This is a genomic window from Arthrobacter cryoconiti (assembly GCF_020905375.1).
Classification (GTDB): Bacteria; Actinomycetota; Actinomycetes; order Actinomycetales; family Micrococcaceae; genus Specibacter; species Specibacter cryoconiti.
Window position 1 is genome coordinate 22,589 of record NZ_JAJJBU010000014.1, and the last position, 14,334, is coordinate 36,922.

The following is a 14,334-nucleotide window of genomic DNA, read 5'->3' on the forward strand; positions in this document are numbered from 1 at the left end:
ACAAAGGAGTGCAAGTGTCTACGGTTACTACGAGACTAGTCCCCTTCGGCAACTACAAGACGTGGGTTCGGATGGAGCAGCCAGACGCTGCCCGCCCAGAGGCGTTGCCGTTAGTAGTGCTCCATGGTGGTCCCGGCATGGCTCACAACTATTTGCGTAACCTCGGAGAGCTGGCAAGTACCGGGCGCACAGTAATCCACTACGACCAACTTGGGTGCGGTAATAGTACCCATCTACGGCAGTCTCCGGCCGATTTTTGGACCCCGCAGCTGTTTGTTGACGAATTTACGAATCTGGTGAGTCAGCTTGGGCTCTCTTCCTTCCATTTACTGGGCCAATCGTGGGGCGGAATGCTCGGAGCCGAAATCGCAACCCGCCAACCTGTTGGCCTCAAAAGCCTGGTGATCGCCAACTCTCCGGCGTCCATGGAGCTGTGGACGCAAGCCGCAAGTGAGCTCAGGTCGCAGCTGCCCGCCGAAGTTCAACAGACCTTGACCGTGCACGAAGAAAACGGGACCATTACTGATCCCGCATACCTGCGCGCCACCGAAGAATTTTACCGGCGTCACGTCTGCCGAACAGTTCCCACTCCAGTGGACTTTCAAGAGAGCGAAGATCAGATGGGGGCCGATCCGACCGTCTACCACACCATGAACGGACCTAATGAGTTCCATGTGGTGGGAACACTGCGCAACTGGAGCATCATTGACAAACTCCCGGCAGTAGAGGTCCCAACCCTGGTGGTGGCGGGTGAGCACGATGAAGCCACTCCTGCCACTTGGCAGCCGTTCATCGACGGGATCCCCAACGTGCTAAGCCACGTCTTCGCCGATGCGAGCCATTGCGTTCATCTGGAACAGCCAGCTAATTTCCGGAAGGTTGTCGCAGATTTTCTGGCTGAGCAAGATCACTAGAGCTGTGCAATTTCATTAGAGCTGTGCAATTTCATTAAAGCAGGGCGCTGCCCTGAACCGTCCAACCACTCCCAGAGGAAGCCGTCGTCCATGAGAACTGCAGATGATTCGAAAGAATTGAGTCCCCAGCAACAGCTGGAGGCATACGGTTATAAACAAGAACTCAAGCGTTCATTGTCCACCGCAGACCTGCTCGTCTATGGTCTGATTTTCATGGTCCCCATTGCGCCCTGGGCTATTTTCGGGGTGGTGTACAACGCCGCCGGTGGGATGGTGCCCCTGGTCTATTTGATTGGGCTGATCGCCATGATCTTTACGGCGCTGGCATACCAACAGATGGCAAAGTCCATCCCACTGGCCGGCTCCGTATTCTCTTACGTGGGTCGCGGGATTCATCCCAACGCCGGATTCTTCGCCGGTTGGGCCATCCTGCTTGATTATTTGCTGGTGCCCACGCTTCTCTACGTCTTCGCCGCAGAATCGATGGTGGGCATTTTTCCGGATTCGCCACGATGGGTATGGGCCCTGGTTTTCGTGGCCATCAACACGGGAATTAACCTCATGGGCGTTAGTTCGATGAAACTGATCAATCGGGTCTTTCTCGCAATCGAACTGATTTTCGTGGTGATCTTCGTGATCATTGCCGTCACTGCTCTGACGGGTGGGACAGTTCCCGGGGCCGTATTTTCTATTGATCAGTTATGGGACTCGAGCAAAGTCACCGGACCGTTGATCGCCTCCGCGCTCTCCATTGCGGTGCTTAGCTTTCTCGGATTCGACGGAATCGCAACCCTGTCCGAGGAGGCATCCGGGGGACGTAAATCGGCGGGACGTGCCATGGTGCTGGCATTGTGCATCGTGGCGTTCCTCTTCATTTTGCAGACCTGGCTCGCCAGCGCACTTGCCGGTGGCCGCGAGGCGTTCGGAGAGGATGAAGTAGGCAATGCATTCTTCACGATCGTCCAGGCTGCCTCCAACAGTGGCTGGACGACGGCGTTCTTCGCGGTGAATGTGCTCGCCGTGGGCATCGCCAACGCCATGGCTGCACAAGCCGCCACTTCCCGGCTGCTGTTCTCAATGAGCCGTGACAGGCAGTTGCCCAAGTTCCTCAGCCGTCTCAATCATGGCCAAGTGCCGCAGAACGCCATTCTCCTGGTGTCTGTTGTTTCAGCAGTTCTGGTGCTGTTTTTTGTGGGCCAAATTGATCTGATCTCCTCCTTGGTGAACTTCGGCGCACTCTTTGGTTTCATGTTGTTGCACTTAGCGGTGATTGTGCATTACATGTGGCGTAAGAAGTCCCGTAATTTCCTGCTGCACCTTGTGGTGCCGATTATCGGTTTTTTGATCATCGGCTACGTGCTGCTCAACGCCAACATCGACGCGAAGGTTGGCGGCATTGCCTGGCTGATCATCGGCGCTGTGGTCTTCGCCTACTACCGGAAGAGTGGGCGCAAGACTGACCTCTCCGGTGAAGGAGAATTGAACTCAGAAAACATTCCTGCCACTGGTATGCGAGAAGGGCTCTAACTTATGGAACATTTCCTGGACAAAACACACGGCAAATTCGGTTTTTCCTGCGTTGCTAACCCTGCTCTTCGCATCCAGCCCGGTACTGGTGAGCTGATCGGCTTCGAAACGAGCGACGAGGTTTATCGCCAATTGCATCTTCACGGTGACATGGACAAGCTCACTGTGGGGATCAACCCAGTCACTGGACCGGTGTATGTGCAGGGCGCTGAACCAGGCGATGGCCTGGCGGTCACCATCCATGAGATTCGCCTCAAGGATTGTGGCTGGTCCGTCAGCCTCCCCGGCACCGGGGCATTGGCGGACGTGATGGGAGAAGAAGTCTTCGCCCGCCGCATCCCCATTGACGACGCCGGAGTGCACGTGACGCAGAGGCACACGTTTGAGCCACGGCCGATGATCGGATGCATCGGCACAGCTCCAGCTACCGGATCCAATTCCACCATCATGCCCAGCTACGGACAGGGCGGAAACATGGATCTCACGGAGTGCCGCCCCGGATCCACCGTGTACCTGCCGGTCATGGTGGACGGTGCTTACTTATCAATTGGTGACATTCACGCCATCATGGCGGAAGGTGAATCGTCGTTTGTAGCGATCGAGGCCGAAGGTATTGCAGTTGTCAGTGTGGATCTGGTGAAGGGTATGAACCTGCGCGCTCCACGGGTGGAAACCGCTCAGGAGTGGATCTTTGTCGGGTTGGGTACCCCGGTGCAAGAGAGTATCAAGCGTGGCTATGAAGACATGTTCAGCTTCTTGGTTCAGGACCACGGTTGGGACGGCGGCGACGCATACGCGGTGATGAGCGCCGTCGGCCATTCACGTCTTGGTGGCCCCACAGGTTCAAAGGACCCTGATCCTTTGCATCCCATGACGCCCGTCGGCGCGGTGACAACACATCGGTTACCCAAGAGTGTGCTCTGAACGCCTACAACACAGCGAACGGGTCAGGAGAATAGGGCGGACCCCAACCAGTCGGATTCTGCGCTGACCCCGGGCAGGATCGCGAATACACCGCTGGACGTCGTCAAGGTGAAGCGCTCAAGTGCGTCATGGGCTGCCAGTCGCTGCTGAACCGGGATGAAACTAGTGCTCGGATCTTTTTGAAAGGCAAGGAAGAGTAAACCTTGATCCACGGAGCCGTCGGGCAGTACGGCGCCACGGTAGGAGTAGCCGCGCCGCATCATATTTTCAGCACTGGAGGCAGGCTTCGCGAGGCGAACGTGACTGTCTGCCGGGATGGTGAGACTGCCATCGGGATTTTTCGCCTCCAGGTCAACGAAATCGCTTTCAAGCTTTGAGCCGAGCGGGGCGCCAGTATCCTTCGTGCGTCCTATCACCCGCTCTTGCTGCCCTTTGTTCGTTTGATCCCACTGCTCGGTGAGCATGCGGATGCGGCGTACCACTAAATAACTACCACCAGCCAGCCAGGCTGGTCCGTCGTCACTGACCCAGATCGGGCCAGCTTTGGCGAGCGCGCTGGTTGTGACGTTGTTCGTCCCGTCAAGCTGGCCCATTAGATTCCGGCCAGTACGCCCGTCCTTCCGCGCGCCCGTGCTGCCAAAGCCCTGCTCCTGCCAGCGCACGCGTAAAATTCCCCTAGCAAGGCGGGTGAGAACACGATCTGCCTGTGCCAGGACAAGCGGATCATCTGCACACAATTGCACCACTAGGTCCCCGCCGCTGCGCAGGGGATCAATTTGGTCCCCTGCAAATGCAGGAAGATCGACGAGTGCGCCGGGGCGTTGAGCCTTGATTTTCTCCACGAGAGTAGCTCCCACACCGACAGTGATGCTCAGACTCGCTGTGCTACTTCCGGTACTGATGTCAGGGTCACCTTCCATCGACGATCCCGTGGTCAGCGCCCGCCCCGCAAGTGTCCAGGCTTTCATGACGGCGGCGATTTCCGCCTTGCCCGCGGTTCCTGCGACGTCGTAGGCCGTGAGAACCACATTTGACTGCGCGGGAGTGGCGATGCCCGCCTGATGAATCCCGTCAAATGCGACGACGTCGGAGGCCTGCACCTGTTCCGTCTCCACAGTCGGTGTTGGAGCAGGCTTTGTCAGTTGAGAAACGCCGGCGTAACCGGCGACGCCGAGGGTAGCAGTGGCGCCGGTTATGCCGAAGATTCCCATCAGCGACCGACGACTCAGGCCCCGGGCCTTATGGGGTACGGCGGCTGGATCGCGTCCTTCTTGTTCTTCTGGGACTGGCTGCATGATTAGTTCGCCTTCACGCGCTCTCCGGTGGGGGTCAATGCCCACCATTTGCCACCATTTTGGTCTTTACCGTTCCCTGTTACCTGACCGACCTCGTCCGAAACATAGCGGTAGAGGGGCCAGTTGTTGAAGGTCAGAACTTCCGCGCCGCCCTGATCTGTCTTGGTGGAGACAGCCGATGCGTCAACGCCCTTTGCTACATCAGGCTCCGTGGCGCCGTTCTTTTCTAGCGGAGGCCATTTTTTGGCGCATCCGCCAGTGCACGTGACGTTTGCGGCCTCATCGGGCTCAAAGAGGTACAGGGTGCGCCCCTGACCGTCTACCAAGATGTCACCGATGCCTTCGACAGTGCCTACGGCCACTCGTGCGGGGCCAGAGTCGACGACTGCAATATCGCGAGGTGTCACGAAGTAGGCGGTTACCCCACCAACTGCGAGGGCAAGTGCGGCGGCTGCACCGATGTAAATGTTTCGACGGCGGCGCCTGGTGGGATCCGCGGATGTGGCTGTTGAGGTGGACGGGGTCTTGGGGCTTGTTGATTGGCTCATAGAAATATCCTCTCACAAAACTTGGAAGTTGTGTAGTATTGCGTCATGATCTCTTCTTTTAGATCACTGTTCACATTTAAAGCGTAGCCGTATTTCACGATTTTTACGATAAAAAGGAAAGCCAAAATTATGGACCAGATATCCACCAAACAATCCGGCCCTCGGCGTCGCACCTCACGACGTACTCGCATAGGGCTCATCGTCATGGCTTTGCTGGCGCTGGCCACCGCGATCTACGCTGTGCCGCGATACCTCACCGGAAATCCGAACGACAGCGTGATCCCCCTCAACACGGACGTTGCCCTTCACTACCTGACGCTGGCTATTCACGCAGTACCAGCGGGACTGGCGCTGGTACTTGGACCAATCCAATTCATCACACCGCTCCGGACACGTTTTCCGCGCGCCCACCGGATCACCGGTCGCATCTATATGATCAGTGTCGTCTTTGCCGCTATTGCTGCGATCGTAGCAACGGGTCTCTCCGTTGACGGATTCTCGGCGCAGGTAGCCTTTGCTCTCCTTGGAGTCGCCTGGCTCTACACAGTCGTACAGGGGTACCGCACCATCCGACGTGGGGAAGTCCAGCTTCACCGGGTCTGGATGGTCCGCAATTACGCCCTCACGTTCTCAGCAGTCACGCTGCGCATTTTCCTTGTTAGCGGACTTGCGCTCCGACCTGTTCTCGGAATCGAATTCGCCGAGGTCTACTCAGCTAGCGTGTGGGCGGCGATCTTCATCAACGTCGTCATCGCGGAATACTTCTTCGTCCAAAGAATCACAGCGCCGGCACTTCGCCGCCGGCGCCGCGTGTCGACAAATCAGTCGCCGAAAAGTCCGGCAACCTCAAGTCAGGCGCCTACTCCTGACCCAGAGCTTGCAGGGCAACGATGATAGACGGGGTGTCGATGCAGATATGGCGCTGCCTTCCCAAACAGCCGCGGCGTGCTAGCGTCACTGGGAGGAAAATGGATTCTGGGAAAGGTGTTTAGCATGTCAACACAGGAACACCCGATTTCCACGAGGGAACGCTTTCGCGAACAAATGCGTGAAGAGGTCAAAGAGATAGCTTCGGAACAGTTGCTCGAGGGAGGCCCTCAAGGGATCTCTCTGAACGCGATTGCGAAAAGGCTAGCCGTTTCAGGCTCGGCTCTCTACCGCTATTATTCCAATCGGGATGAACTGCTCGGCGCACTCGTGATCGATGCGTACACGGATCTGCGGGATGCTCTGGCCGCGGATGCAGCCTCAAATGAAACTGGCCAAGAATTGATCGACCGAGTGCGAAGTCTGGCGCGAGCTTATCGCGACTGGGCCCGTCAACAACCGCACAGGTACGAGCTGCTCTTCAAACCCCCCTTGCCTGGATATGATGCCCACAGTGCTCCCCTGGCGGAGGCGGCTAGATCACTCATGGGAGTGATCTTGGGCGTCCTTGCCGGACGCCGTAGTGGACAAAAAGCCCCTGCGCACCTTGCCAATGATGAGGTCTTGACCGCCCGTGGCGCTGGAAGCGAGGACTATGAGCTGGCTCTTCGGCTATGGTCACGCCTTCACGGATTGGTGAGCTTGGAAATCGGCGGCGCCTATTCGGCGATGCACATTGACGCCGATGCCCTGTTCGAACACGAAGTGAAGGCGCTCGCAGCCTGATTGTTGCCGCTGGGCGCCGTGCGTGCAGTGTGCATTCGTTGCCCTTCCCAAGGTGCAAATGCCAGCACGGCATCCCTGCGGCTTGCAACTTTGGTAGCACTGTCCAAAGTTGCTCCCTTTGCCGCTACAACCAGTTCTTGTTTCTTCCTAGGCTTAATTTGTGGCGCATTCGTCACAAATGACGAGGGAGGAAATATCCAATGAACGCAGCAAATTCTGTGCAGGAAGCTGGGAAGGGAGGGCCGCTTGGACTGATCCGCAGGTCCCCCCTGCTCAGCTTCTTTGTACTTGCTATGGGTTTGAGTTGGGTGGCGTGGGTGCCCTACATCTTGTCCATGAACGGACTGGGCCTATGGGATTACAAATTCCCGGATGTTTTAGGGACCGGCCAGCTTCTGGGCGTCTTGCCCGGGGCATACCTGGGCCCTCTTGGCGGCGCTCTATTCGTAACGGCAATTAGTGACGGCCGCGTCGGGCTTCGCTTATGGCTGGGACGACTCTGGCGCTGGCGGGTCAATTGGAAATGGTACGCCGTGGCGTTGCTGGGAATTCCCGCAGGTTTACTGCTCACAGGAGTTGCGTTTTCTGGTGGCGTCATCCAAGCACCTTCCCTTACGGTTCTGAGTCTCTATATTCCCCTTCTCCTAGTTCAAATCGTCACGACCGGGCTTGCGGAAGAGCCAGGATGGCGCGACTTCGCTCTACCCCGGCTCCAGGCGAAGTTCAGCCCCATGAAATCAGCGATGATCCTAGGCCCGATTTGGGCGGTGTGGCACTTCCCGCTGTTCCTCTCTGACTGGGGTGGGTATCCGGACGCCGACTGGACTCGTCCGGTTGCTTTCACGATCTTCTGCGTCGGGTTCAACGTCGTTGTTGTTTGGCTATTTAACCGGACCGGTCAGAGCCTGCCGTTGCTGATCCTTGGACATGTTGGTGTGAACACCGTTGGCTCCTTGCTGTTCTCAGATATATTTCCGGGCATCGCAGAGGGCATGGTTTTGACGGCATCTGCGAGCGGTGCCGTAATCGCAGCGGTTGCGATCATTGTTGCGACCAAGGGGAAACTGGGCTATCCGGGACCCTTGCCGGCGACCTCAGGAAAGACGAGCACGAGCAATAACATGGTGGATGCCAATGACTAAGGCAACGGCGTGGCTACGAATGTAGATACGCCAGAACTGCCCTGACTCGTCGGTGACCGCTGTCGCCGGCAGAGAGCCCCAGTTTGGCAAAGATGTTGCCAATATGTTTGCTGACAGCTGTTTCGGATACCACCAGGCGTCCAGCGATGGATGCGTTGTCCAGGCCTGCCGCCATAAGCGCCAGGACTTCGGATTCACGGGGGGTCAGCGAACGAATGGGGTCATCTGCCCGGCGGCGGGTCATCAACTGTGAGATGACTTCCGGGTCCATGACTGTACCGCCGCTGGCCACTCTTCTTAGTGCGTCGACGAAATCCCCGACCTGACCAACACGCTCCTTGAGAAGATAACCCAGGCCCACGGAACCGGCCGCCAGCAACTGGCCGGCGTAGCGGTCCTCGACGTAGGCGGAGAGAACAAGGATGGGAAAGTTTGGCCGTCTAGCCCGTGCCTCCGCAGCAGCCTTGAGGCCCTCGTTAGTGAATGATGGCGGCATCCGGACATCGACCACGCCCACATCGGCGTTGTGGAATTCTTCTAGAAATGCCTCGCCGTCACCGACCGCGGCCACCACATCGAAACCCTCACTTTCCAGTAGAAGGGACAAACCCTGACGCAGGAGAACATCGTCCTCTGCTATCACCACCCGCATGGCAAAACCGCCTTGATAGTTGTTGGACCCCCACGAGGACTGGTCAGTGTCATGGTACCTTCGAACGTTTCAACCCGGCGTCGGATGCCGGCCAGTCCACCGGCAGGCCTCTCCACCGCACCGCCAACGCCGTCGTCCTCCACAGTGAGCACTAGGCAGTCAACGTTGTCCACGATTTCCCGTTCCAAGCTGACGTCTAAACGTGTCGCCGAACCATACTTGTTCGTATTTGTTACTGCCTCGGCGACAACGAAATATGCGGCGGCCTCGATGGCGGCGGGTGAGCGCTGGAGCTGCGAAATGTGAAGAGTGCACGGGCAGGCGCTACGGACGGCGACGGCGGAAAGAGCTCCGTCTAGACCTAGCTCGTCGAGAACCGGTGGATAAATGTCGTGGACCATGGTGCGCAAGGTGGACAGCGCATCGGTGGCAGCGTCCTGGGCTCGACGCAGATGCTCCAGGGTGTTAGAACCGCCGGTTTCCAAGGACCTCATGGTCATGCCAAGCATCATGACCACACCGACCAGCTTGTTTTGTGCACCGTCGTGCAAGTCTCGTTCAATTCTGCGCAGTTCAGAGGAATGAGCCTCTAAGGCTGCGGCCTTGCTAGCCGTCAGGGCCGTGACACGTTCGGCCAACAACGTAGCCCGGCCAATGTCCAAAAGCCTAGCTTGGGACCGGCTGAACATTCTTCCGGTGACAGGGATGAGCCACCAAGCCAATGCAGCATAAACTGCGGCAACCAAGGGCATAGTGGCGGCCGCAGCCCAAGAGGTCACGGGATAGGGGTTCGCAATTTCGGTGAAGTGAGAGACAGGCTCCCAGTACAGCGGAATCAACAGGGAATTGAGGGCGGCGAAAGGGAGCGCGATCGTGAAAAATCCGATGGCGAGTAGAGGTACCCCGTGAATAAGCAGCCATAGTGCATCTTTGCGGGTAGTCCGGGACCACAGCAGTTCAAATCGTCCCTTATAACTTTGGGCTGTGATGTCAGGATACGAAGTGCTAAGGCGCCGGCCGGAAAATTCAGTGGTGCGTTTCCTAGCCAAATCCGCCCACTCGCGAAGCATGGCGACGGCGGTCGTAGCAAACGGCAACCCTGTGATGAGCCCCAGCGGCACAAGCATTGCGCCAACTAAGAGAAAACACAATGACAGGGCAGCAGTAAAGGACTCAATAGACAAGTACCGCAGGGTTAGAAGCCACGAGCTAAATCGTTCTTTTATCACTTCTCCATCTTTCCTTAAAGGCGGGACTTGGTGGGTATAGCTGGCTATACCCCAAAGACGGCAGTAGGCAGTGTGTTGGTACGCAGCACCAATCCGTAGCGTTGAAACTATGAGAAAAGCAGAGCATCAGCCCGCCGGAGTAACCGGCGTTCCCGCCAATTCAGGCATCGCATTAAGGTTGGATTCGGTCCAAAAACAATATGGCAGCGGCCCGGCAACGCTCACTGCCTTGAACAATGTGTCGCTGGCACTTTATCAAGGATCTTTCACCGCCATTATGGGGCCGTCCGGCTCCGGGAAAAGCACGCTTCTCCACTTGGCCTCTGGGCTGGATAAGCCTACGCGTGGGAGCGTGCACGTTGGGTCCACCGACATCTCGCAGCTCTCCGGTGACAGACTCACCCAATTTCGCCGTGACCATGTTGGATTCATCTTCCAGGCCTACAATCTGCTGCCGACGCTTTCTGTTGAGCAGAACATCACTTTGCCCCTAATTCTCGGAGGAAAGTCCGCTGACAACGCGTGGCTTGAATACCTGACAAATGCCGTAGGTATCGGAGCTCTTTTGAATCGCAGGCCGGCAGAACTTTCCGGTGGACAGCAACAGCGGGTCGCGATCGCGCGTGCGCTCATCAGCCACCCGGAAGTAGTTTTTGCCGATGAGCCCACCGGCGCCCTTGATTCACGCAGTGCTAGGGCGGTCCTTGACCTGTTGTGGCATTTGGCCCGGGAGCTGAATCAGACGATCGTCATGGTCACCCACGATCCAGTCGTGGCAGCTGCGTCCCAACGAGTAATATTCTTAGCCGACGGTCAGCTGGCGGGCTACCGGGATGGCGGCACCGCAGCAGAAATCAGTGACTTCATGACGGGGCTGGAAGCATGAAAGATCAAAGTGCAAGCATCAGCACAGATGGCCGAAAGATGATCATAAAATCAGGAATCCGTCAACACCTGGGAAGTTTTGCCGGTATTTTCGTTTCCACGCTAGCCGCAGTTATTCTGCTGACTGGCCTTGGTGTGGTGCTGGAATCTGGGCTTAGAGGCGGCTACGATCCGGTCCGCTATAGCGCGGCCGACGTCATTGTCGGCGGGCAACAATCTTCTGCACTTCCGGAGGATCTGGCAGTTGTCTTTCCCGAACAGGCAGCTCTTCCACAAGGAGCCGCTGACAGCATCTCCGCATTGAACAACGTGGCGAAAGTTATCCCGGACTTCACTATCCAACTCTCCGACAATGGAGCAGCGGTCACCGCACACAATTGGGCGTCCACGTCAATCACCAACCAGAATCTGCTCTCGGGGAAAATGCCACAGCAAGCAGGGGACGTGGTAGTTGGTGCTTCAGACCCGCACGCCCACTTGGGTGACTCACTTGTTCTCTCTCATGGTGGGGCTCCAGCCACCTACACAGTCGTGGGGACTGCATCGGAACCCCCGAGTAGTTCCGGCTCCGCGCCAGAACGTCAAGTATTCCTGTCCGATGAAGCCGCTGCCGCGCTGACCGGGGGCGATCACGACGCGAAGACCTTGGCCGTCTTTGCCAAGGACGGTGTCTCGGCACAGACTTTGGCCGCGAATATCCAAACTCAAGCACCGGGTGTGGACACCTACACCGGCAAAGACCGTGGAACGGCCGAGTTCTTGGATGCTGGCGCTGGCCGTGGAACGCTGGTCGCCTTCGGCTCCTCGTTCGGGGGAACAGCGTTGTTGATTGCGCTTTTCCTCGTCGCGGCCGCACTGTCTCTCTCCTTGCACCAGAGGCAGCGGGACTTCGCATTATTGCGCACCATCGGCTCAACTCCAGGGCAACTGCGCAGTCTTATTCTCGGGGAGGTTTTCGTCGTATCCGCAGCGGCTGGCGTGATCGGGGTCGGGCCTGGATACTTATTGGCACAAATCCTCAAAAATGTCTTTAGTAGCAACGGGCTGATCCCGCCGGGATTCGCCTTCACCTTCAGTCCCTGGCCGGGAATTAGTGCAGTCGTCCTCGTGGTGCTCACAGTCTTGGTAGTCGCCAACATTGTCGCGGCTCGCTTCAGCAAGGTCAGCCCAATTCAGGCGCTTACTGAGTCCTCAACGACGCCTGCCAAACTAGGTACGGGGCGTTTGATCACTGGCATCGTCTTGACCGGGGCTGGTCTGCTTGCAAGCGCATCACCGCTTCTACTCCATGGCACGGCGGCTATCGCTGCCCCTGCTGCGGCTGGCCTGCTGCTCATCGTTGCGGTGGGACTCTTAGGTCCCAAGATCGCAGGCGCGGGAGTGAGTATGTTCGGACGATTGCTGCGCACCTCGCGTACGCCCGGCGTCGTATTGGCGCACGCGAATTCTACCGGAAACGCGCGCCGCCTGGCAGCGGCAGTCGTGCCATTGGCGCTGGGGATAGGTTTAGGACTCGTGCAACTGGGTACGTCCGCGATCGTTGCGAACGAAGCTCAGGTGCAGGTACAGGACGGCATCACAGCTAACTTGCTGGTGACGAACCCCGGATTTGGTTTTTCCGCGAAGGCAGTGGAAAGCATTAAAGCCACCAGCGGCGTCACCGTGCTCAATGCTGTGGCCGTCAGCGGCGCGACCATCGAGTCCATCCAGTTCGGTGACCCGAGTGCCGAACAATATGCCCTCCAGGGAATTGATCCTCTTACTGCTCCTGCCACCATGGACCTTGCGGTGAAAATGGGGTCACTTGCAGATCTCCAGAACCCCTTGACGGTTGCGCTGAGCACTGATGTTGCCCAGGATGCCGGTGCCAAGCTCGGCGATACCGTAAACGTTCGTCTAGGTGATGGAACGCCCATCAAAGCCAAATTGGTCGCCACCTACGGGCGGGGTCTGGGCTTTGGTGCTGTCACAGTATCCAATGATCTAGTGCGTGCCCATACGAACACCGGGTTGGATACGCAGGTGCTGATCAATGTCGACCCCTCTAAGTCTGACCAGGTGGCCGCAGGCTTGAGCAATGCCGGATTCGTTGTGGGAGATCCGCATACAGCTGCGGCGCAGGGAGCGAAAACTCGCTCAGCGGATTCGTTCGCCAGCTCACTGGCACTGTTCATCATCTTAGGTTATGTGGGATTGGCAGTCGTGAATACGTTGGTGGTTGCGACACTCGAACGCCGCCGGGAATTTGCCCTGCTGCGACTGATCGGAAGCAATGTGCGCCAGATCTACTCCATGATGGCCATTGAGGCAGTCATGATTGCTATTTTGGCCGCAGTCCTCGGGGTTGCCGTCGCTTTCCCGGCGCTTGCCGGGATTAGCTTCGCCGTCTCAGGGCAGCCATGGCCAAATCTGTCCTCTGGAACCTTGGTGGTTATTGGTGTCATGAGCTCCCTTGCCGTAGTAGCGATCGGTTTCGCCACCACGCTGGCCCTGCGGGCGTCGCCGATTGCCGAGATCGGTTCGCGGGAGTAAGACTATGTCCTTGTTCATGAATTTTGTGGGAGTGAAACTATGATCCGTGTACTCATTGCAGATGACAATCCGTTGGCACGCGCCGGGTTGGGTGCAATTCTTAGCCTTGAACCCGGTATTGATGTGGTGGGATCTGCGGAGCATGGGGGCGAGGTGGTGCCGTTGGCGCGGGCGGTTCACCCGGACGTTGTTTGCATGGACATTACTTTGCCTGGCCGGGATCCTATGAGCATTGTGGCGGAGCTTTCAGCTCAAGACACTTCAGGCAGTGTGCCCGTGTTGGTACTCTCAACATTTGATGTGGACGAACATGTATTTAGTGCGTTGGAGGCAGGGGCTTCAGGTTTTCTGCTCAAAAGTGCCGAGCCCCGAATCATCGTTGAGGCCCTCCGCCATGTGGCTGCGGGGGAGGGCGTCATAGACCAAGCACTGACGGGCAGGGTCCTGCGTGAGTTTTCACTTCGCAGGGCCCTGCAGCCGGTGGTGGTTTCCGGATCCCACGGACTCTTGAGCGGGAGGGAACTGCAGATCGTCCAACTGCTCGCGGAAGGACTATCAAATGCCGAGATTGCAGTGCGATTGTTCCTGGAAGTCTCCACCGTCAAGTCGCATCTGGGCCGAATCATGGCCAAAATCGGCGTCGGGTCCAGGCTCCAAGCTGTGGTGTGGGCCTACCAGAGCGGTATTGTTGAGTTCACACGGGATAGTTTTCGGGTGAGTGCGTTGAATTGACGCGGCGTAACGCGTTGCCTCCCACGCCTTCTTCGTGTACCGTGTGATCCGAATTACCCACAGCTTAATATGCCTTTTGAACCGTGGCGGGAGAGTCCTCCCACCCAGTGTGGCGGCGCCGTAGGAGCAAATCCTCCCCAGGAATCTCTCAGGCCCCTGTACCGCTATGGCGAGGCAACTCTGGAAAGTAGCCAGGTGTAAAAACCTGGCTCACCGACGGTGCAAGCGGATGAAAGTCCGCGGAATCTCTCAGGTCCACGAACAGAGCGGGGAGGAACCCAAACCCACGCCGAGTCCGTCA

At 57.6% G+C, this 14,334-nt stretch carries 13 protein-coding genes and 2 riboswitches; of the genes, 9 read left to right on the plus strand and 4 right to left on the minus strand.

The window, feature by feature from the left end; translation table 11 throughout:
- The first annotated feature begins 14 nt into the window (after positions 1–14).
- The 3 genes from LOH53_RS07600 (at position 15) to LOH53_RS07610 (ending at position 3,365) form a co-directional block, all read left to right on the plus strand.
- Positions 15–914 (plus strand): proline iminopeptidase-family hydrolase, encoded by a 900-nt coding sequence (locus LOH53_RS07600; protein ID WP_230067134.1) that lies wholly within the window; start codon positions 15–17, stop codon positions 912–914.
- Positions 915–1,004: 90 nt separating this feature from the next.
- Positions 1,005–2,441 carry an APC family permease gene (locus tag LOH53_RS07605; RefSeq protein WP_230067135.1) on the plus strand — a complete coding sequence of 479 codons (1,437 nt, stop codon included), beginning with the start codon at positions 1,005–1,007 and terminating at the stop codon, positions 2,439–2,441.
- Positions 2,442–2,444: 3 nt separating this feature from the next.
- Positions 2,445–3,365 (plus strand): acetamidase/formamidase family protein, encoded by a 921-nt coding sequence (locus tag LOH53_RS07610; RefSeq protein WP_230067136.1) that lies wholly within the window; start codon positions 2,445–2,447, stop codon positions 3,363–3,365.
- Positions 3,366–3,388: 23 nt separating this feature from the next.
- On the opposite strand, the gene LOH53_RS07615 is transcribed toward LOH53_RS07610, so the two are convergent.
- Both LOH53_RS07615 and LOH53_RS07620 read right to left on the minus strand, forming a co-directional pair.
- Entirely contained in the window at positions 3,389–4,660 is a 1,272-nt protein-coding gene (locus LOH53_RS07615; protein WP_230067137.1) for a Dyp-type peroxidase, read from the minus strand.
- 2 nt (positions 4,661–4,662) lie between these two features.
- Entirely contained in the window at positions 4,663–5,208 is a 546-nt protein-coding gene (locus LOH53_RS07620) for a COG4315 family predicted lipoprotein (protein WP_230067138.1), read from the minus strand.
- A gap of 129 nt (positions 5,209–5,337) precedes the next feature.
- On the opposite strand from LOH53_RS07620, the gene LOH53_RS07625 reads away from it, so the two are divergent.
- The 3 genes from LOH53_RS07625 (at position 5,338) to LOH53_RS07635 (ending at position 8,003) form a co-directional block, all read left to right on the plus strand.
- Positions 5,338–6,102 (plus strand): DUF2306 domain-containing protein, encoded by a 765-nt coding sequence (locus tag LOH53_RS07625; protein ID WP_230067139.1) that lies wholly within the window; start codon positions 5,338–5,340, stop codon positions 6,100–6,102.
- Positions 6,103–6,201: 99 nt separating this feature from the next.
- Positions 6,202–6,861: a TetR/AcrR family transcriptional regulator gene (locus tag LOH53_RS07630; RefSeq protein ID WP_230067140.1), complete on the plus strand. Its 660-nt coding sequence runs from the start codon at positions 6,202–6,204 to the stop codon at positions 6,859–6,861.
- A gap of 200 nt (positions 6,862–7,061) precedes the next feature.
- Positions 7,062–8,003, plus strand: coding sequence for a CPBP family intramembrane glutamic endopeptidase (locus tag LOH53_RS07635; protein ID WP_230067141.1), 942 nt, complete (start codon positions 7,062–7,064; stop codon positions 8,001–8,003).
- A gap of 13 nt (positions 8,004–8,016) precedes the next feature.
- Here LOH53_RS07635 and LOH53_RS07640 read toward each other — a convergent pair whose 3' ends face one another.
- Positions 8,017–8,655 carry a response regulator gene (locus LOH53_RS07640; RefSeq protein WP_230067142.1) on the minus strand — a complete coding sequence of 213 codons (639 nt, stop codon included), beginning with the start codon at positions 8,653–8,655 and terminating at the stop codon, positions 8,017–8,019.
- Positions 8,643–9,884, minus strand: a complete 1,242-nt coding sequence (locus LOH53_RS07645) for a sensor histidine kinase (protein ID WP_230067143.1) — start codon at positions 9,882–9,884, stop codon at positions 8,643–8,645. The genes LOH53_RS07640 and LOH53_RS07645 overlap by 13 nt, the downstream gene beginning before the upstream one ends.
- 109 nt (positions 9,885–9,993) lie before the next feature.
- On the opposite strand from LOH53_RS07645, the gene LOH53_RS07650 reads away from it, so the two are divergent.
- Genes LOH53_RS07650 through LOH53_RS07660 form a run of 3 tightly spaced genes read left to right on the plus strand, consistent with a single transcriptional unit; the run spans position 9,994 to position 14,033 of the window.
- Positions 9,994–10,770, plus strand: coding sequence for an ABC transporter ATP-binding protein (locus LOH53_RS07650; RefSeq protein ID WP_230067144.1), 777 nt, complete (start codon positions 9,994–9,996; stop codon positions 10,768–10,770).
- Between the two features lie 38 nt (positions 10,771–10,808).
- A complete protein-coding gene (locus LOH53_RS07655; protein WP_230067145.1) occupies positions 10,809–13,301 on the plus strand; it encodes an FtsX-like permease family protein in 2,493 nt (830 codons plus the stop codon).
- A gap of 39 nt (positions 13,302–13,340) precedes the next feature.
- Positions 13,341–14,033, plus strand: a complete 693-nt coding sequence (locus LOH53_RS07660) for a response regulator (protein WP_230067146.1) — start codon at positions 13,341–13,343, stop codon at positions 14,031–14,033.
- Positions 14,034–14,110: 77 nt separating this feature from the next.
- A riboswitch (glycine riboswitch) is annotated at positions 14,111–14,207 on the plus strand.
- Positions 14,208–14,308: riboswitch (glycine riboswitch) on the plus strand.
- Positions 14,309–14,334 lie beyond the last annotated feature (26 nt).

Excerpts from the sequence above, each read along its gene's own strand:
- LOH53_RS07640 (WP_230067142.1), bottom strand. The coding sequence starts at position 8,655 with ATGCGGGTGGTGATAGCAGAGGACGATGTTCTCCTGCGTCAGGGTTTG.
- LOH53_RS07650 (WP_230067144.1), top strand. The coding sequence starts at position 9,994 with ATGAGAAAAGCAGAGCATCAGCCCGCCGGAGTAACCGGCGTTCCCGCC.
- LOH53_RS07625 (WP_230067139.1), top strand. The coding sequence starts at position 5,338 with ATGGACCAGATATCCACCAAACAATCCGGCCCTCGGCGTCGCACCTCA.
- LOH53_RS07620 (WP_230067138.1), bottom strand. The coding sequence starts at position 5,208 with ATGAGCCAATCAACAAGCCCCAAGACCCCGTCCACCTCAACAGCCACA.
- LOH53_RS07655 (WP_230067145.1), top strand. The coding sequence starts at position 10,809 with ATGATCATAAAATCAGGAATCCGTCAACACCTGGGAAGTTTTGCCGGT.
- LOH53_RS07630 (WP_230067140.1), top strand. The coding sequence starts at position 6,202 with ATGTCAACACAGGAACACCCGATTTCCACGAGGGAACGCTTTCGCGAA.
- LOH53_RS07610 (WP_230067136.1), top strand. The coding sequence starts at position 2,445 with ATGGAACATTTCCTGGACAAAACACACGGCAAATTCGGTTTTTCCTGC.
- LOH53_RS07605 (WP_230067135.1), top strand. The coding sequence starts at position 1,005 with ATGAGAACTGCAGATGATTCGAAAGAATTGAGTCCCCAGCAACAGCTG.
- LOH53_RS07615 (WP_230067137.1), bottom strand. The coding sequence starts at position 4,660 with ATGCAGCCAGTCCCAGAAGAACAAGAAGGACGCGATCCAGCCGCCGTA.
- LOH53_RS07635 (WP_230067141.1), top strand. The coding sequence starts at position 7,062 with ATGAACGCAGCAAATTCTGTGCAGGAAGCTGGGAAGGGAGGGCCGCTT.
- LOH53_RS07660 (WP_230067146.1), top strand. The coding sequence starts at position 13,341 with ATGATCCGTGTACTCATTGCAGATGACAATCCGTTGGCACGCGCCGGG.